This window comes from Plantactinospora sp. BC1 (assembly GCF_003030345.1).
Lineage (GTDB): Bacteria > Actinomycetota > Actinomycetes > Mycobacteriales > Micromonosporaceae > Plantactinospora.
Map to the genome: position 1 here is coordinate 3,900,714 of NZ_CP028158.1, position 16,509 is coordinate 3,917,222.

Here is a 16,509-nt window from a genome sequence, read left to right on the forward strand (position 1 = left end):
GGTCAGGCGAGCAGGGCGGCGGACTGCATCAGGGTCAGCCCGGCCAGCACCAGGCCGATCAGCGCACCGCCGCCGATCTGGAAGAGCGTGCGGCGGGACCGGGGCGCGTAGGCGAGCACCACGGCCATCGCCGCACCGGCGGTCAGCCCGCCCAGGTGGCCGGCGATGGAGATCCCGGGTACGGCGAAGGTGAAGACCAGGTTGATCACGAGGATCGGGATCACCGACGAGGTGTCCCGGCCCAGCCGACGCATGATCACGAAGAGCGCGGCGAAGAGCCCGAAGATCGCGGTCGACGCGCCGACCGTCCTGGCCTGCGGCACGCTGAACAGGTATGCCGCGACGTTGCCGCCGAACCCGGCGACCAGGTAGAGCGCCAGGAACCGCAGCGGCCCGAGGGTGGCCTCCAGGGAGCGGCCCAGCACCCAGAGCGCCCACATGTTCATCAGCAGGTGCAGCAACCCGTAGTGCAGGAACATCGCGGTGAAGAGCCGATAATATTCACCGGCCGCGATGCCCTCCTCGACGCCGAACGGGCCGACCCGGTCCAGGCCGAGCACGGCACCCCAGTCGGTCAGCGGCGTCGCACCGCCGAGCAGGCCGCCGAAGCCGGCCCCGGCCACCGCGTCGCCGCCCCGGGCGGTGTAGATGGAGAGCAGGATCAACGCGACGTTGATCGCGATCAGCGCCTTGGTGACGTAGCCGCGGTGGCCGGCGGCACCGCCACCGAAGACGGTGCGCGCCGGCCGCTGCCCGCGGCGACCCACCGCGACGCACTCCGGGCACTGGTGCCCGACCGATGCCTCCCGCATGCAGTCCGGGCAGATCGGCCGGTCGCACCGGGTGCACCGGACGTAGGTCTCCCGGGACGGGTGGCGGTAGCAGACCGGCGTGGTCGGCGGAGACTCGCTCATGCCGGCACTCCGCGCAGCCGCGCGCCGGTATCAGACGCGTCGACGCGCAGCCGCCTGATCCGCTCGCTCATGCCGGATCCCCGCCGCGCCCGTTCATTCCCGACCTCCGCCCGCTACGAGTCATGCAGGCAAAGGTACCCGGGATCGACGTCAGCCGTCCTTACGCTCGATCTCGACGCGCTCGATGACCACATCCTGGAGCGGTCGGTCCTGGGCGCCGGTCGGGGCGTTGGCGATCGAGTCGACGACCTTCGCCGACTCCTCGTCCGCGACCTGGCCGAAGATGGTGTGCCGGTTGTTCAGGTGCGGGGTCGGCGCGACGGTGATGAAGAACTGCGACCCGTTGGTGCCCGGCCCGGCGTTCGCCATCGCCAGCAGGTAGGGCCGGTCGAACCGCAGGTCCGGGTGGAACTCGTCGGCGAAGTTGTAACCGGGACCACCCCGGCCGGTGCCGGTCGGGTCACCCATCTGGATCATGAATCCGCTGATCACCCGGTGCGAGATGGTGCCGTCGTAGTACGGCCCGCTGCCCGGCTGGCCGGTGCGCGGGTCGGTGTACTGCCGGGTTCCCTCGGCGAGTTCGACGAAGTTCCGCACCGTCTTCGGGGCGTGGTTGGGAAACAACTCCAGCCGGATCGGACCGGCGTTGGTGTGCAGGGTTGCGTAGGCGGCCTCGGCCACGGGTACTCCTCGCTCGACAGGCCGCCGGCCGCGAGGTGCCGGCCGGCGGGGCGGTCCGCCGGCCAGGAGGCGCAGGCCGGCGCTGGTAGGTGGTTCTATGCGGATCCTCCCATGTGCCCGTTCTGGCAGTGCGGGCGCATCCGAAGGTGCAGGATGACTGGGGAACAACACCCAAGGAGGTGGGGACCGGTGTTTGGATTCGGGGGGCGCAGATCCCACAGGAAGCTCGTCAAGGCCGAACTGGGCGAGAGCTTCGATCACCTGATGCGCGCGGCCACCCACGCGGCGTCCGGGGTCGGGGCAACGGTGGGACCGCGGGCGTACGCCGCCCAGGCCTATCTCGCGCCGACGGCGACCAGGGTACGGGCGACGGCGTCGGACGGCTGGGAGTCGGCGATGACCAGGTTTGCGCCGCTGGCGACGGCCGCCACGGACGGCGCCCGCCAGGCCGGCTCGGTCGCCCGCAAGGCGAGGTCGAAGAAGATGAGAGCGATGCGGAAGAAGAACTCGATGATGCGTCGACGCTGGCCGGTCCTGACCGGGCTGTTGGTCGCGGGGGCGGTGGCCGGCGCCATGGGCGCGGTCGTGGTGCGGCGACGCGGGCAGCGCCCGTGGGACGAGTACGACCCGGCGGCCACGCTGGACGCCGTACGCGACGACGCCGCCACGATCATGGACAGCTCGGCCGGCGGCACGACCCGGGAGACCACCGGGGACAAGTCCGTGCCGACGGAGAAGGTGAAGGACCGTACGGCGACGGCCGGCGAGAAGATCTCGACCGGGCCGATCACCGACGGGGCCCGGAAGGTGTCGACGAAGAGCGGCGACCGATCCGACGGGTTGCTCGGTACGGCCGCGTCCCGCAACAGCGGCAACTGAGCGGCGACCGCGGGTCGACGTTCGGGGACCGTCACGGCGGTGTGGGGCCGGAAGCGCCCCGCGCCGCCGTGACCGTCTCCGGCGGCGGGCTCAGAGCCAGCGGTTGCGGCGGAACCAGCGGTACAGGCCGAGCGAGATCGCCAGCATCAGCGCGAGTACGACCGGATAGCCGTACTTCCAGCCGGTCTCCGGCATGAAGTCGAAGTTCATCCCGTAGATGCCGGCGATGGCGGTCCAGACCGCGGCGATCGCGGCCCAGGCAGCGATCTTGCGCATGTCGTTGTTCTGGTCGACCGTCACCTGGGCCAGCCGGGCCTGGAGGATCGAGTTGAGCAGGTCGTCGTAGGAGTTGACCTGCTCGACCGTGCGGGTCAGGTGGTCCTGCACGTCCCGGAAGTAGCGCCGGATCTCCTTGGGGATCTCCCGGTTGACCTGGGCGGTCAGCGTCATCATCGGCCGTTGCAGCGGCACGACCGCCCGCTTGAACTCGACGAGTTCCCGCTTCATCTGGTAGATCCGCTGAATCCGGCCGTGCGCCTGCCGGGCGAAGACCTCGCCCTCGAGTATGTCCAGGTCGTCGCCGACCTGGTCGGTCACCTCCAGGTAGATGTCCACCACCCGGTCCATCACGGCGTACGCCACCGCCCACGGTCCCTGGCGGAGGATCTCCTGCCGGGCCTCCAGCTCGGAGCGGACCGGTGCCAGCCGGCAGGCGTCCCCGTGCCGGACGGTGAGCACGAAGTTCGGCCCGATGAAGAGCATCATCTGGCCGGTCTCGATCACGTCGGAGTTCTCGGTCAGCTCGCCGTGCCGGACATACCGGACGGTACGCAGCACCAGGAAGCTGACCTCGCCGAAGCGCTCCAGCTTGGGGCGCTGCTCCGCCTTGACGGCGTCCTCGACGGCGAGTTCGTGCAGCCCGTACGCGGCCGCGATGCCGGCCATCTCGGCCTGGCTCGGCTCGTGCACGCCCAGCCAGACGAAGGCGCCGGGCTGCTGCCGCGCCGCGTCCAGCGCCTCGGCGTAGCCCGTCTGCCCCGGCTGGCGTACCCCGTCGACGTAGAGCCCGCAGTCGACGATGCCCAGCCCGTCCGGCCGGGAGTCGGTCGGGGTCCGCCCTCCACCGGCCTCGGTGCTCAGCATCCGGGTCACCGCCGCCCGGACCGGCGCCGTCCAGGCCCGGGGTCTCGGTCGGCTGTTCCCACTGACCGCCACTCGGTCGGAATCGGTTTGATCCGGCATCGCCACCGCCCCCTTTCGGCCCGTTCGGGTGCGCGTTGCAGCGTACGCCGCCGATGCTCGGCACCGGACATGTCGCGGATCACCCCTGGTGGCGCCGCCGGTGGCGGCACGGCCCCCTGGATGGCGCGGTGAAAAGTGGCGCCGGGTGGACCGTCCACGTCGGGGGGTAAGGTGCGGACGGCCCACCCGGCGCCGTGGGGGCGGGGGTTCTGCTCGTGGGCGCCAGCCACGGCCGGAGACTCGCCGTCCGGTGCCGGAACGGGTCGCCTCCACGCGAGTGGCGCTCGCAGCATTGTGGGCCGGCTACCGGCACGTAGGAAGCCCCGAATTCGCCATCCGCCACTATTGTCAGATATCTGACAGAAGGTTCCCTTGAAGGGCCTGGTCAGCTAAGCGGCGGTTACTCCCGCACCGCCCGTACCGCGTCGGCGAGCCGGCGGACCCCCTCCTCGATCTGGTCGGTGGTGACCCCGGAGTACGCCAGCCGCAGCGCGTGCCGACCCCCCTCGACCAGGAAGTCGCTGCCCTTGACCACCGTGACGCCCCGCTCGGCCGCCGCCGGTGCCAGCCGGTCCACGTGCACGTTCTGCGGCAGCTCGATCCAGAGGAAGTAGCCGCCGTTCGGCTCGGTGAACCGGGCGTCCGGGATGTGCTCCCGCAGCGACGCGGCCAGCGTGGCGGCCCGCTCACCGAGGGCGGTGCTGACGGTCCGGATCGAGCGCTCCAGGTCGCCGTTGACGCAGAACTGGTGCACGATCCCCTGCGCCACCAGGCCGGGCGAGATGTAGAGGTTGGTCGCCTCCTTGGCGATGTGGGCGATCAGCCGCGCCGGCCCGACCAGGTAGCCGACCCGGACCCCCGGGCAGACCGTCTTGGTGAAGCTGGAGGCGTGCACCACGGTGCCCTCCCGGTCCAGCGAGAGCATCGAGGGCAGCGGCTCGCCCCGGAACCGGACGTCCGCGTACGGGTCGTCCTCGAAGATCGTGAAGTCGTACTCGGCGGCGAGGTCGAGCAGGGCCTGCCGCTTCTCCTGCGACAGGGTCACCCCGGCCGGGTTCTGGAAGTTGGGGATGATGTGCGCCAGCTTCGGGCGTACCCCGGATTCGAGCAGTTTGCCCAGCTCGTCGGTGTCGATCCCGTCCGGCTGGATGGTGACCGGGTGCAGCTCGGCGCCCTGGCGTTGCAGGTTGAGCAGGGTCCGGTCGTAGGTCGGCCGCTCCACCACCACCGGGTCGCCGGAACGCACCAGGTGCTGGAAGAGGAAGGCGTCCGCCTGGAGCGATCCGTTGGTGACGAGAACCTGGTCGACCTCGACGCCATGCTTGTCGGCGATCCACTTCCGCAGGGGCGGGTATCCGACGGATGTCCCGTACCCGGTGATGCCGGCCGGATCGGCGTCGAAGGCGCGTACGGCCGCAGCCTTCAGCCCCTCGATATCGACGATGTCCAGCGACGGCGCCCCACGGGCGAAGGAGATCAGCTGCTCGACAGTCATGACTACCCAGCGTACGGGCGCCGCCAGCGTCCCGGGCGGAGGCACGACAATGTCCGTATCTTGGACGGCTGAAACCGCCGGGCGGGCGATCCGCCGGGTTGTGGCCGATGGCGACGGCCGCCGGACGGGGGGACTCCGGTCAGATCGAGGCGACCGCCGGGGCGCCGACCCAGACCCGGACGATGTCCCGGACCGAGATCATCCCGACCACCTCGTCGTCGTCCAGCACCACGAGGTGCCGGAAACCGCCCCTGGACATCGCCTCGGCCGCCTCGTGCACGGTCCAGTCCGGTCCGGCGTAGACCACCTCCGGGGTGAGGTGCGCGGCGGTCCGTTCGACGTCGACGTCGAGGCCGGCGCCGACCGCCTTCAGCACGTCACGTTCGGTCATGATGCCGACGCCCTCGGAGTCGGGGTCGACGACGACGGCGGAACCGACCCCGCGCTGCGCCATCATCTCGGCGGCCTGTCGGAGGGTGTGCTCGGGACCGACTATCAGGACATCGCCGGACATCGCTTCACGTACCCGCATCACTCATCACATCCCTGGGACGGGGACACCGGTCACGGACAGACTGGACGCTCCCCGGGGGAACCACAAGCGGCGGTGTGGGCGGCGGGACCGGGGTGGCTAGTCTCGACCCGTGTCCACAGAGCCCCTACGCTGCGCCGGAGCCCTGATCGTCGACGACGAGGGCCGGATCTTCTTCCAGCGAAGGTCCCCCAACCGGAAGCTCTTTCCCAACACCTGGGACATCGTCGGTGGTCACCTCGAAACCGGCGAGACGGTCGAGGAGGCGCTGTTCCGTGAGGTCACCGAGGAGACCGGCTGGACGGTCTCGCTGGTGCTGGGCACGGTCGGCGAATACCGCTACACCCCCGACGACGGCATCGAGCGGATCGAGACCGACTACCTGGTCCGGGTCGACGGCGACCTCACCCGCCCCCGGCTGGAGGCCGGCAAGCACACCGAGTTCCGCTGGCTCGCCGAGGACGAGATCGCACTGCTCGACGAGCACCGCGACGTCAACGACGGGCTGATCCGGCGGATCGCGGAGGACGGTTTCCGCGCCCTGCACCTGATCGGCCTGTGAACGACTCCGTCCCGCTCGCCCCGCACCAGGCCGCCGCGCTGGTCTGGCCGGCAGTCGACCGGGTCTTCCGCGGTGTCATGGCGACCGCCCGGGTGCGGGGTGGCGCCGAGCTGGTCCAGAGCTACGGCGGCCCGGCCGCGACCGGCTTCCTGATCGACTTCCGGACCAGGCTCGCGACCCCCGGCGGCACCATCGACAGCGTCGCGCTGGCCGCCCTGCTCCGCTACGGCGACCCGGCCGAATGCCAGCGCGTGCTGGACAAGCAGGTCGCGCACGGGATGCTGCACCGGCAGCCGGACGGCGGCATCCTGGCCACCGAACGCGGCCGGGCCTTCCTGGCCGAGCTCGCCGAGGTGCACGCCGAGGTGACCGGCGAACTCTGGGCGGCACACCCCGAACGGGTACGCCGGCTCGTCGGCACCCTCGGTCTGCTGCTCTCCGCCGCGCTCGACGAACTGCGTCCCGCCCAGATCCCGGCAACCGGCGTCGGGCAGGGTCACCTGCCACCCGCTCCGGTCGAAACCGGCCCGGTCGAGGGGCCGACCGACGGACGGGCCTTCGAGGCGATGGCACCGCCGTACGAGCCGGACGGCAGCCCGCCGGGCGTACTGCTGCTCAACCGGCTCGGCACGCTGCGCTACCACCGGGCCGACGCGCACGCCGCCGCCTGGCAGGCCGCCGGGCACACCGCCCGGAGCATCGCCGAACTCGCGGCCGGGCCGGAACGGATCGCCATCGAGCTGGAGACGGATCGCCGGGCGGCCGGCCCGTACGCCGTACTGACCCCGGCGGAGCGGCTGCGGCTCCTCGCCGACCTGGCCGCACTGCCCGGCTGACCTCCCCCGGTCCGGTAACCGCCCGCCTGGGCGGTTCGCACCCGGGCACCCGCCGTCGCATCGACATGGGTTGGCCCGGCGTTCTCCGGGAATTCGTACTCCGGACACGCGGCGCTATCCTCCCTGCGTCGGACGTGTCGCGAGGAAGGACCCGGAATGATCGGTGTGGTACTGGCCGCGGGGGCGGGTCGCCGGCTGCGGCCGTACACGGACACCCTGCCCAAGGCGCTCATTCCGGTCGACGGCGAGACCACGATCCTCGACATCGCGCTGCGCAACCTGGCCGAGGTCGGGCTGACCGACGTGACCGTGGTGGTCGGGTACGCCGCCGAAGCGGTCGAGTCCCGCCAGGCCGACCTCCAGAGCCGGTACGGGGTGCGGCTCACCCTGGTGCACAACGACAAGGCCGAGGAGTGGAACAACGCGTACTCGCTCTGGCTGGCCCGGGAGCACTTCGCCCAGGGCGCGCTGCTGGTCAACGGCGACACCGTGCACCCCGTCGACGTGGAGAAGACCCTGCTCGCCCGGCGCGGCCCCGGCATCCTGCTCGCGGTCGACACCGTGAAGAAGCTCGCCGAGGAGGAGATGAAGACCGTCTTCGACGACTCCGGCCAGCTCGTCCGGATCAGCAAGCTGATGGACCCGGCGCAGGCGTACGGGGAGTACATCGGGGCGACCGTGATCGAGTCCCGGGTCGCCGGTGAGCTGGCCGACGCCCTGGAGGCGACCTGGCGGCGCGACCCGAACCTCTACTACGAGGACGGCTACCAGGAGTTCGCCCAGCGCGGCGGCGAGGTGCGTGCGGCACCCATCGGCGACCTGCCGTGGGTCGAGGTCGACAACCACGAGGACCTGGCCCGAGCCCGGGAGATCGCATGCCACTACTAGCCCGTACCGTCAACACCCCGCTGGTGATCGACGTGCGCCGCGGCGCGGTCGCGGACCTCGGCGCGCTGCTGGCCGACCGCCGGATCTCGGCCGGCGGCGAGGTGGCGGTGGTGGTCGGCCCCGGGCAGGGCGAGCGGATCGCCGAGCTCTGCCGGCCCGGCCTCGGCAACGCCGACGTCTTCACGGTGACCGGCGGCACCCTGGACGCCGCCCAGGAACTCGGCGAGCACCTGCACCGCCGCTCCTACGACGCGGTGGTCGGGATCGGCGGCGGCAAGACCATCGACACCGCCAAGTGGGCCGCCTCGCGCTACGGCATCCCGATGGTGACCGTGGCGACCAGCCTGGCGCACGACGGGATCGCCTCGCCGACCGCCTCGCTCGACCACGACGGCGGCAAGGGCTCCTACGGGGTGCACATCCCGATCGCCATCGTGGTCGACCTCGACTTCGTGGAGAACGGCCCGGACCGGCAGACCCAGGCCGGCATCGGGGACGCGCTGAGCAACCTCAGCGCGATCGCCGACTGGGAGCTGGCCCATCGGGTACGAGCCGAGCCGATCGACGGGCTCGCCGTCACGCTGGCCCGCTCCGGCGCCGAGGCGCTGCTCAACCACCCCGGAAAGATCACCGACGACGCCTTCCTCACCACCCTGGCCGAGGCGCTGATCCTGGGCGGGATCGCCTCCTCGATCTGCGGGTCGAGCCGGCCGGCCAGCGGCGGCTGCCACGAGATCTCGCACGCGCTGGACCGGCTCAACCCGGGTACCGGCTCGCACGGCGAGCAGGTCGGGCTCGGTGCCCTCTTCTGCACCTTCCTCCGCGGCGACCTGGAGCGGTTCGGCCAGCTCGCCTCCTGCCTGCACCGGCACGGCCTGCCCACCACCCCGGCCGAGCTGGGGTTGACCGACGAGGAGTTCGTGGCCGCCGTCCACTATGCCCCGCGTACCCGGCCGGACCGGTACACGATCCTGGAACACCTCGACCTGCCTCCTGCCGCGATCGGTGAACGGCTGGCAAACTACGTCGATGCAATCCGTGAACATCTCGGCTGACCCGGTGTCCCCGCCCACCACCGCCGACTTCTACCGGGTCAACCGGGGTGGTGGGCTGTTCAGCGAGGCGATCAGCCAGCGGATCGGTGCCGCCCTGGCCCTGGCCGCGCACCGGACCGGCCTGCCACCCACCGCGCTGACCATGGCCAACCTGGTGCTCGGGCTGGCGGTCTCGGTGACCGTGGTGACCCTGGCCGGGCCGGTCGCCGCCGGGGACGTGCCGGCCTGGGCGGTCGGGCTCGCCGCGCTGCTCGGCTGGCAGCTGGCGTACGCCCTGGACTGCGCCGACGGGCAGCTCGCCCGGGTCACCGGCCAGGGCAGCCCGGCGGGCGCCCGGGTGGACATCCTCTGTGACGTGGCGGCGCAGATCGCGCTGGTCACCGCGCTGTCGGCGACGGCGGTGGCGCAGCGGCCCTCGGCGCCGATCTGGCTGGTCGCGGCCTTCGCCGGCACCTGGATGGTCAACCTGGTGACCTCGGTGATGGCGGCCGGCCCGAACGCGGCCAGCATGGTCACCTCGACCTCGCTGCCGGTACGGCTGGTGAAGCTGATCCGGGACTACGGTGCGGTGATCTTCGTGGCCGGGCTGGTGCTGACCGTCGTGCCGGAGTGGACGACCTGGCTGGTCGCCGCGTTCACGATCGTCAACGGCGGCTTCCTGCTGGCCAGCATCGCCTTCTCCGCCCGCGCCTCACTCCGCTGACTCCGGGCGGTGCTGACTCCCGGCGGTGCTGACCGCGATCGGCGGGCGGGTCAGCGCCGGGCCATCCCGGCGTAGACGTCCAAGAGCTGCTTGGTGACCACGTCCGGGTGGAAGGTCCGCTCGTAGCGGGATCGGGCCAGCGGGGCGACGGCGGCGGCCGCCTCCCGGGCGGCGGGCAGCGCCCCGGCCAGCGCGGCCGGGTCGGCCGGTACCAGCCAGCCGGCCGCACCGGCCGGGTCGTCCGCGCCGACCAGGTACGGGATGCCGCCGAGCGCGGTACCCAGCACCGGGCGGCCCGCGGCCAGCGCCTCGATCACCACGGTCGGCAGCACGTCGTGCCAGGTCGGTACGGCCAGCACCACGGCGGTGGCCCGGAGCGCGGCGGCCACCCCGGCCCGGTCCAGCGGGCCGAGGAACTCGACGTCGGCGCGTTCGGCCGCCGCTGCCTCGGCCAGCGGCCGCAGCTCGCCGTCCCCGGCGATCCGCAGCGGCCCGAGCGCGCCGTCCGGGTGCCGGCGCCAGGCGTCGAGCAGCAGCCCGACCCCCTTCTCCGGGGAGAGCCGGCCGAAGAAGAGGAAGCCCTCGCCGAGCGGGGCCGGCACGCCGGGGTCCGGGATGCCGTTCGGCTTGACCACGATCCGGTCGGCCGGGATGCCGTAGTCGCGCAGGTGCGCGGCGATCCCGGAGGTGAGCGCGATGTAGCGGTCCACCGAACGCCAGGTCGGCCGGTGTACGGCCAGGGTGGTCGCCATCAGCGCGCTCTGCGCCCGGGAGCCCCGGTAGCAGCGGTGCACGATCGCCGGCACGCCGAGCGCCCGGCCCCGGCAGTCCTGGCAGATCTTGCCGTCCCGGAAGTAGAGCCCGGAGGAGCAGACCTGCCGGTAGTTGTGCACCGTCTGCACCACCGGCACCCCGTGCCGGTGCGCGGTCCGGACCACCCAGGGCGAGAGCAGCGGGTACGGGTTGTGCAGGTGCAGTACGTCCGGCCGGTGCTCGGTGATCAGCCGGCTCAGCTCCTGCTGCGCCTTCGGCGCGTAGATCGGCGAGACCGGCAGCAGCGCCTTGGCGGCCGGGGAGAACTCCGCGATCTCGTCGGAACTGCGCAGGAAGGGATGGACGGTCACCCCGGCGGCCCGGAGCTGGATGATCTCCTGGTCGACGATGGTGTTCTCGCCGGACGGCTGCGCCTCGCGGTAGCGGTTGTGCGCCACGATCACCTGCACGCCGGTCGCCCCTCCTCCATGATCGCGTCCTCCCCCGTTCCGCGCGTTCCGCGCGTGGCCGGGATTGAACGCTACCGTTTATGTCGTGCCCGAGTTACCTGAGGTGGAGGCGCTCGCCGGTTACCTGCGCGAGCGGGCGGTCGGCCGGCGGGTCGACCGGATCGAGGTCGCGGCGATCAGCGCCCTGAAGACGTACGACCCGGCGCCGACGGCGGCCGCCGGGCGGGAGGTCGTGGACGCGGGCCGGCACGGCAAGTTCCTCGACGTGACGCTGGCCGGTGACGGCGGGCCGGAGCTGCACCTGGTGACCCACCTGGCCCGGGCCGGCTGGCTGCACTACCGGGAGTCGTTCAACTCGGCGGTGCCGCTCAAGCCCGGCAAGGGCCCGATCGCGCTGCGGGTACGCCTCGACGACGGGTCCGGTTTCGACCTGACCGAGGCCGGTACGCAGAAGAAGCTCGCCGTCTACCTGGTGACCGATCCGACCCAGGTGCCCGGGGTGTCCCGGCTCGGGCCGGACGCGCTCGCCGCCGACCTGCCCACCTTCGCCGAGCGGCTGCGCGGCCGGAAGGGCCAGGTGAAGGGCGTGCTCACCGACCAGGAGGTGCTGGCCGGGGTCGGCAACGCGTACTCGGACGAGATCCTGCACACGGCGAAGCTGTCGCCGTTCGCGCTGACCAACCGGCTCACCGACGCGCAGATGGCGGCGCTGCACGAGGCGACCCGGCAGGTGCTCGGCGATGCCGTGGAGCGGTCGCTGGGGCAGCGGGCGGCGGAGCTGAAGGGGGAGAAGCGGGCCGGGTTGCGGGTGCACGCCCGGACCGGGCTGCCCTGTCCGGTCTGTGGCGACACGATCCGTGAGGTGTCGTTCGCCGACTCCAGCCTCCAGTACTGCCCGAGGTGCCAGACCGGCGGCAAGCCGCTCGCCGACCGCCGCCTCTCCCGGCTGGTGCGTTGACGCGTTGAGTGATCGGGTTCGCCCGCTGCGTGGTCGTGCTTGTAGGTTGAGCGATCCTGCTTGTACGTTAAGTGATCCCGGCTCGTACACCGGGTCAAAAACGCCCACTGGGCAAGAAACCGGCAACCGCCGGGCTCTACCGCCACGGTTGTCCGTCGGTATAGTGACCCCGGTCTGCGACTCCGCGGCCTCCGGACCGAATGAGGATCGGGGCCTGCATGGGAGAGACTGAGACGGTGGGCGACCCGAGCCCTTACGGCAAATGGGCGGCACGTGTCACGCGGGAGGACGTGGGTGAGGTGACGACAAGCCTCCAGCGCCCGGTAGGCAGCGGCCGACCGAGTACTCTGCGTCACGTCGACAGCTTCGAGATCCAGCCACCGACCACTCCGCAGACGAACGGGGTACCCCGTTCGGCGTGGGCGCGGGCGCGGCGGCGGGTCTCCCGTTGGCACCGGCCCTACATCGCGATCCTGCTGCTGCTCGACTTCGGGGCGGCGGTGCTGGCGAGCTGGACCGCGATCCAGTGGTTCGACCAGGCGGCGGCCGGCTTCACCGACGCGGACAAGGACCCCACCTGGTTCCACACCGTCTCCTATCTGCTGCTCCCGCTCGGCTGGCTGATCGTGCTCTGGGCCAACGGCGCCTACGACCGCCGCTACCTGGGGCTCGGCACCGACGAGTTCAAGCGGGTCACCCGGGCCGGGGTGGCGGTCGCGGCCAGCGTCTCGTTCCTGGCCTTCGCCACCAAGACCGACCTGTCCCGGTGGACCGTCGGCACCGCGCTGCTCGGCACCCTGCTGCTGGTGCTCCTCGCCCGCTCCGCCGCCCGCCTGCTGCTGCACACCGTGCGACGCCGCGCCGGCCAGGCCGCGCAGCGGATCGTGCTGGTCGGCACCCTGCCGGAAGCGCTGGAGGTCTACACGGCGATCAACCGGGTGCCGGCGGCCGGGCTGATCCCGGTGGCGATCCATCTCACTGACGGTTACGCCGCGGCCCGGGGCATCGAGACGCCGATCCCGGTCTACGCCGGCCGGGACATCCTCTCGCTGGTCCGCGAGGTCGGCGGCGACACCATCGCGGTCTGCGGCTCGGCCAGCACCGAGCCCGGCGAACTGCGCCGGCTGGCCTGGCAGTTGGAGGGCTCCGGCGTCGACCTGATCGTGGCGCCGCAGCTCACCGACATCGCCGGCCCCCGGGTGCACATCCGGCCGATCGAGGGCCTGCCGCTGCTGCACGTCGAGGAGCCGACCCTCTCCGGCCCGGCGCTGCTGGCGAAGAACCTGCTCGACCGGTTCGCCGCCGGGCTGGGGCTGCTGCTGCTGGTCCCGCTCTTCGCCGCGATCGCGATCGCGATCCGGATCTCCGACCCCGGCCCGGTCTTCTTCCGGCAGCCCCGGGTCGGGCACGAGGGCCGGACGTTCCGGGTCTGGAAGTTCCGCACCATGTACGTCGACGCCGAGCAGCGGCTCGCCAGCCTGGTCGACCAGAACGAGACCGACGGCATGCTGTTCAAGATCAAGGAGGATCCCCGGGTCTTCCCGGCCGGGCGGTTCCTCCGGGCCAGCTCGCTCGACGAGCTGCCCCAGTTGATCAACGTGCTCTGGGGCGAGATGTCCCTGGTCGGTCCCCGCCCGCTCCCCGCCGACGACGGCGACTTCCTCGGCGACGTACGGCGCCGGCTGCTCGTCCGGCCCGGCATCACCGGGCTGTGGCAGGTCTCCGGCCGCTCCGACCTCTCCTGGGACGAGGCGGTCCGGCTGGACCTCTACTACGTCGACAACTGGTCGCTGGCGTACGACCTGAGCATCCTGTGGCGGACCGTCGGGGTGGTACTGGCCCGCAAGGGCGCGTACTAGGCGACATCGGGACCGGCCGGTGACGGATCCGGCCGGATCGGTGGCTTGGCGAACCGGTCGACCAACCGTCAGGATCTCTGGGTGGGGTGGCCCAGTCTGTCCACGGCGGTCGCCGTGGTGGCGATGATCAGTGCGTTGGCGGCTGCCCTCTTCGCCGTCGTCCGGCTGCGGGCCCGGCAGGGCATCGCCACCGCCACCCAGCGGGCCACCTACGACGTACTGCACACCGCCGGACTGGCCGCCGAGCCGCTGCGCGCCGGACTCACCCCGGCCGGCGCGGCCAAGGCGGTACGCCACCTGCGTACCCTGGTCGGCTCGGCCGGGCTCGCGCTGGCCGACCGGAACCGGCTGCTCGCCCTCGACGGGCGCGGCGGCCACCACGGCGAGCAGCTCCTCGCCGCCGCCGTCAACACCATCCGGACCCGGCGGTCGACCGTGCTCGGCGAGTCGGAGCTGCGCTGCGACCGGGTCGACTGCCCGGTCCGGGGCGCGGTGATCGCACCGCTGACCGGGCCCGACGGCCGGGCCGGGGCGGCGCTGGTGGCGATCGCCGACGACCAGCCGGCGCCCGGGCTGGTGCAGGCCGCCCTGGAGACCGCGCACTGGGCCGGCGCCCAACTCGCGCTCGCCGAACTCGACTCGTCCCGGGAGCGGCTGGCCCGGGCCGAGGTACGCGCGCTGCGGGCCCAGATCAGCCCGCACTTCATCTACAACGCGCTGACCGCGATCGGTTCGTTCGTCCGGACCGACCCGGAGCGGGCCCGGGAGCTGATCCTGGAGTTCGCCGAGTTCACCCGCTACTCGTTCCGGGCGCACGGCGAGTTCACCACGCTGGCCGAGGAGCTGCGCTCGATCGACCGCTACCTGACCATCGAGCGGGCCCGGTTCGGTGACCGGCTCCAGGTGAAGTTGCAGATCGCCCCGGAGGTGCTGCCGGTCAGCCTGCCGTTCCTCTGCCTGCAACCGCTGGTCGAGAACGCCGTCCGGCACGGGCTGTCCCGCAAGCCGGGAGTGGGGATGGTCAGCATCGAGGCCCGGGACGCCGGGGCGGAATGCCACATAACGGTCGAGGACGACGGGGTCGGGATGGACCCGGCCGTGCTGGCCGCCGGCATCGCCGACGCCGCCGCCGACCCGGCCGACGACTCCGGCCAGCACGTCGGCCTCTCCAACGTGGACGAGCGGCTCCGGTCGGTCTTCGGGGACCAGTTCGGCCTGGTCGTCGAGACCGACCTCGGATCGGGTACGAAGGTGAGCATGCGGATACCGAAGTTCCACCGCCACGTCCGGGCGAGCGCGTGACCGGCTGCCCGCACCCGCACGCGGACGGGCGAGCGACCCGGAGGGGTGCCCCGTGACCGGTTTCCTGCGCGTCCTGGCCGTCGACGACGAGCCACCCGCGCTCGACGAGCTGGCGTACCACCTGCGGGCCGACCCACGGGTCTCCCGGCTGCACACCGCCGGGGACGCCACCGAGGCGCTGCGGGTGCTCCGGGACGCCGACGTCGACGTCGTCTTCCTGGACATCCGGATGCCCGGCCTCGACGGCATGGAGCTGGCCCGGGTACTCCGCCGGTTCGCCCGGCCACCGGCGATCGTCTTCGTCACCGCGTACGACGACGGGGCGGTCGACGCCTTCGACCTCGGCGCCACCGACTACGTACGCAAGCCGGTCCGGGCCGAACGGCTCGCCGAGTCGCTGCGCCGGGTGGTCGGCTCCCGGGTCGTCGCCACCCATCCGGCGGCACTGGCCCGGGCCGAACCCGACCCGACGATCCCGGTCGAGCTGGCCGGCACCACCCGGATGCTGCCCCGCTCCGCCGTCCGCTGGGTCGAGGCGCAGGGCGACTACGCCCGGCTGCACACCGCCGACGGCTCGCACCTGGTCCGGGTGCCGCTGGCCACCCTCGCCGAGCGGTGGGCCGACGCCGGTTTCGTCCGGATCCACCGCTCCTACCTGGTGCAGCTCCGGCTGATCGCCGAACTCCGGCTCGCCAACTCCGGGTACGTCGTGGTGGTCGACGAGACCGAGCTGCCGGTGAGCCGCCGGCACACCCGGGAACTGAAGGACAAGCTGGTCCGGGCCGCCAAGCAGGACTGGAACCGCTGACCCGTCGACGCGTACCCGGTCAGGGGCGCCGCCGGGCGTCCAGCTCGGCGGCCCGGGAGGTCAGGTGGCGGCGCTCGGGCAGGCTCGCCGTGCGCCGGGCGGCCTCCCGGTAGTCGGCCGCCGCCCCGGCCGGGTCGCCGGAGAGTTCCCGCAGTCGGGCCCGGGTGGCGAGCAGCCGGTGGTGGGTCGCCATCCGCCGGTCGGCGGCGAGGGTCTCCAGCAGGGCCAGCCCGGCGGCCGGGCCCTGCACCATGGCGACCGCGACCGCCCGGTTCAACGTCACCACCGGGCTCGGCGCGAGCTGTTCCAGCAGGTCGTAGAGGGCGAGGATCTGCGGCCAGTCCGTCTGGTCGACGTCTTCGGCCTCGTCGTGCAGCGCCGCGATCGCCGGCCGCGACCCCCGCACCGCGCACGGCTGCCGCTGGCTCCACTACGACCGCAGCCCGGCCGGCCGGAGCCGATGGTGCACCATGGGCATCTGCGGCAGCCGGGCCACGACGCGCGCCCACCGGCAACGGGCCCGCTGACGGCCGCACGGAACACGGGCGGCCCGCCGCCCGCGCAACTCAGCA

At 72.4% G+C, this 16,509-nt stretch carries 18 protein-coding genes; 11 read left to right on the top strand and 7 right to left on the bottom strand.

Translation table 11 applies throughout. The features are described from left to right. Window positions 1-2: 2 nt before the first annotated feature. Window positions 3-914: a rhomboid family intramembrane serine protease gene (locus tag C6361_RS16895; protein WP_107263129.1), complete on the bottom strand. Its 912-nt coding sequence runs from the start codon at window positions 912-914 to the stop codon at window positions 3-5. 150 nt (window positions 915-1,064) lie between these two features. After that, window positions 1,065-1,595 (bottom strand): peptidylprolyl isomerase, encoded by a 531-nt coding sequence (locus tag C6361_RS16900; protein ID WP_107263130.1) that lies wholly within the window; start codon window positions 1,593-1,595, stop codon window positions 1,065-1,067. A gap of 264 nt (window positions 1,596-1,859) precedes the next feature. Here C6361_RS16900 and C6361_RS37045 point away from each other — a divergent pair, with 264 nt between their 5' ends. After that, complete coding sequence (locus C6361_RS37045) at window positions 1,860-2,474, top strand: hypothetical protein (protein ID WP_159079359.1); 615 nt, start codon at window positions 1,860-1,862, stop codon at window positions 2,472-2,474. A gap of 90 nt (window positions 2,475-2,564) precedes the next feature. On the opposite strand, the gene corA is transcribed toward C6361_RS37045, so the two are convergent. The 3 genes from corA to C6361_RS16925 form a co-directional block, all read right to left on the bottom strand. Then, window positions 2,565-3,716, bottom strand: coding sequence for a magnesium/cobalt transporter CorA (gene corA / locus C6361_RS16915; protein ID WP_107264508.1), 1,152 nt, complete (start codon window positions 3,714-3,716; stop codon window positions 2,565-2,567). Window positions 3,717-4,116: 400 nt separating this feature from the next. Further along, window positions 4,117-5,211: a PLP-dependent aminotransferase family protein gene (locus C6361_RS16920; protein WP_107263133.1), complete on the bottom strand. Its 1,095-nt coding sequence runs from the start codon at window positions 5,209-5,211 to the stop codon at window positions 4,117-4,119. Window positions 5,212-5,350: 139 nt separating this feature from the next. Next, on the bottom strand, window positions 5,351-5,743 hold the full coding sequence (locus C6361_RS16925) for a cyclic nucleotide-binding/CBS domain-containing protein (RefSeq protein ID WP_107263134.1): 393 nt from the start codon (window positions 5,741-5,743) through the stop codon (window positions 5,351-5,353). A gap of 112 nt (window positions 5,744-5,855) precedes the next feature. Between C6361_RS16925 and C6361_RS16930 the strand changes: the two genes are divergently transcribed. The 5 genes from C6361_RS16930 to C6361_RS16950 all read left to right on the top strand — a co-directional run bounded on the left by C6361_RS16930 (window position 5,856) and on the right by C6361_RS16950 (window position 9,787). Further along, window positions 5,856-6,305, top strand: coding sequence for an NUDIX hydrolase (locus C6361_RS16930; RefSeq protein ID WP_107263135.1), 450 nt, complete (start codon window positions 5,856-5,858; stop codon window positions 6,303-6,305). Next, window positions 6,302-7,141 carry a hypothetical protein gene (locus tag C6361_RS16935; RefSeq protein ID WP_107268309.1) on the top strand — a complete coding sequence of 280 codons (840 nt, stop codon included), beginning with the start codon at window positions 6,302-6,304 and terminating at the stop codon, window positions 7,139-7,141. Before C6361_RS16930 ends, C6361_RS16935 begins: the two co-directional genes overlap by 4 nt. Window positions 7,142-7,297: 156 nt before the next feature. Continuing rightward, entirely contained in the window at window positions 7,298-8,029 is a 732-nt protein-coding gene (locus tag C6361_RS16940) for a sugar phosphate nucleotidyltransferase (protein WP_107263137.1), read from the top strand. Then, on the top strand, window positions 8,017-9,084 hold the full coding sequence (locus tag C6361_RS16945; protein WP_107263138.1) for an iron-containing alcohol dehydrogenase family protein: 1,068 nt from the start codon (window positions 8,017-8,019) through the stop codon (window positions 9,082-9,084). Before C6361_RS16940 ends, C6361_RS16945 begins: the two co-directional genes overlap by 13 nt. Further along, the gene (locus tag C6361_RS16950) at window positions 9,059-9,787 is read left to right on the top strand and encodes a CDP-alcohol phosphatidyltransferase family protein (RefSeq protein ID WP_107263139.1); all 729 of its coding nucleotides are present in this window, start codon (window positions 9,059-9,061) and stop codon (window positions 9,785-9,787) included. Before C6361_RS16945 ends, C6361_RS16950 begins: the two co-directional genes overlap by 26 nt. A 50-nt stretch (window positions 9,788-9,837) precedes the next feature. On the opposite strand, the gene C6361_RS16955 is transcribed toward C6361_RS16950, so the two are convergent. Further along, window positions 9,838-11,010 carry a glycosyltransferase gene (locus tag C6361_RS16955; RefSeq protein WP_107268310.1) on the bottom strand — a complete coding sequence of 391 codons (1,173 nt, stop codon included), beginning with the start codon at window positions 11,008-11,010 and terminating at the stop codon, window positions 9,838-9,840. Window positions 11,011-11,095: 85 nt separating this feature from the next. On the opposite strand from C6361_RS16955, the gene C6361_RS16960 reads away from it, so the two are divergent. The 4 genes from C6361_RS16960 to C6361_RS16975 all read left to right on the top strand — a co-directional run bounded on the left by C6361_RS16960 (window position 11,096) and on the right by C6361_RS16975 (window position 15,937). Further along, window positions 11,096-11,968: an Fpg/Nei family DNA glycosylase gene (locus tag C6361_RS16960; protein ID WP_107263141.1), complete on the top strand. Its 873-nt coding sequence runs from the start codon at window positions 11,096-11,098 to the stop codon at window positions 11,966-11,968. A gap of 290 nt (window positions 11,969-12,258) precedes the next feature. Continuing rightward, entirely contained in the window at window positions 12,259-13,827 is a 1,569-nt protein-coding gene (locus tag C6361_RS16965; protein ID WP_234359533.1) for a sugar transferase, read from the top strand. Window positions 13,828-13,950: 123 nt separating this feature from the next. Further along, window positions 13,951-15,129 (top strand): sensor histidine kinase, encoded by a 1,179-nt coding sequence (locus C6361_RS16970; protein ID WP_369931433.1) that lies wholly within the window; start codon window positions 13,951-13,953, stop codon window positions 15,127-15,129. 52 nt (window positions 15,130-15,181) lie between these two features. Further along, window positions 15,182-15,937 (top strand): LytTR family DNA-binding domain-containing protein, encoded by a 756-nt coding sequence (locus C6361_RS16975; RefSeq protein WP_107263143.1) that lies wholly within the window; start codon window positions 15,182-15,184, stop codon window positions 15,935-15,937. Between the two features lie 19 nt (window positions 15,938-15,956). Here the strand turns inward: C6361_RS16975 and C6361_RS16980 are convergent, their stop codons facing one another. Then, a complete protein-coding gene (locus C6361_RS16980; protein ID WP_199853374.1) occupies window positions 15,957-16,343 on the bottom strand; it encodes a hypothetical protein in 387 nt (128 codons plus the stop codon). Here C6361_RS16980 and C6361_RS39230 point away from each other — a divergent pair. Next, complete coding sequence (locus C6361_RS39230) at window positions 16,321-16,464, top strand: CGNR zinc finger domain-containing protein (protein ID WP_369931434.1); 144 nt, start codon at window positions 16,321-16,323, stop codon at window positions 16,462-16,464. The two genes, C6361_RS16980 and C6361_RS39230, sit on opposite strands and share 23 nt — an antisense overlap. Window positions 16,465-16,509: the final 45 nt, after the last annotated feature.

Excerpts from the sequence above, each read along its gene's own strand:
- C6361_RS16895 (WP_107263129.1), bottom strand. The coding sequence starts at position 914 with ATGAGCGAGTCTCCGCCGACCACGCCGGTCTGCTACCGCCACCCGTCC.
- C6361_RS37045 (WP_159079359.1), top strand. The coding sequence starts at position 1,860 with ATGCGCGCGGCCACCCACGCGGCGTCCGGGGTCGGGGCAACGGTGGGA.
- corA (WP_107264508.1), bottom strand. The coding sequence starts at position 3,716 with ATGCCGGATCAAACCGATTCCGACCGAGTGGCGGTCAGTGGGAACAGC.
- C6361_RS16920 (WP_107263133.1), bottom strand. The coding sequence starts at position 5,211 with ATGACTGTCGAGCAGCTGATCTCCTTCGCCCGTGGGGCGCCGTCGCTG.
- C6361_RS16925 (WP_107263134.1), bottom strand. The coding sequence starts at position 5,743 with ATGCGGGTACGTGAAGCGATGTCCGGCGATGTCCTGATAGTCGGTCCC.
- C6361_RS16940 (WP_107263137.1), top strand. The coding sequence starts at position 7,298 with ATGATCGGTGTGGTACTGGCCGCGGGGGCGGGTCGCCGGCTGCGGCCG.
- C6361_RS16945 (WP_107263138.1), top strand. The coding sequence starts at position 8,017 with ATGCCACTACTAGCCCGTACCGTCAACACCCCGCTGGTGATCGACGTG.
- C6361_RS16950 (WP_107263139.1), top strand. The coding sequence starts at position 9,059 with ATGCAATCCGTGAACATCTCGGCTGACCCGGTGTCCCCGCCCACCACC.
- C6361_RS16970 (WP_369931433.1), top strand. The coding sequence starts at position 13,951 with ATGATCAGTGCGTTGGCGGCTGCCCTCTTCGCCGTCGTCCGGCTGCGG.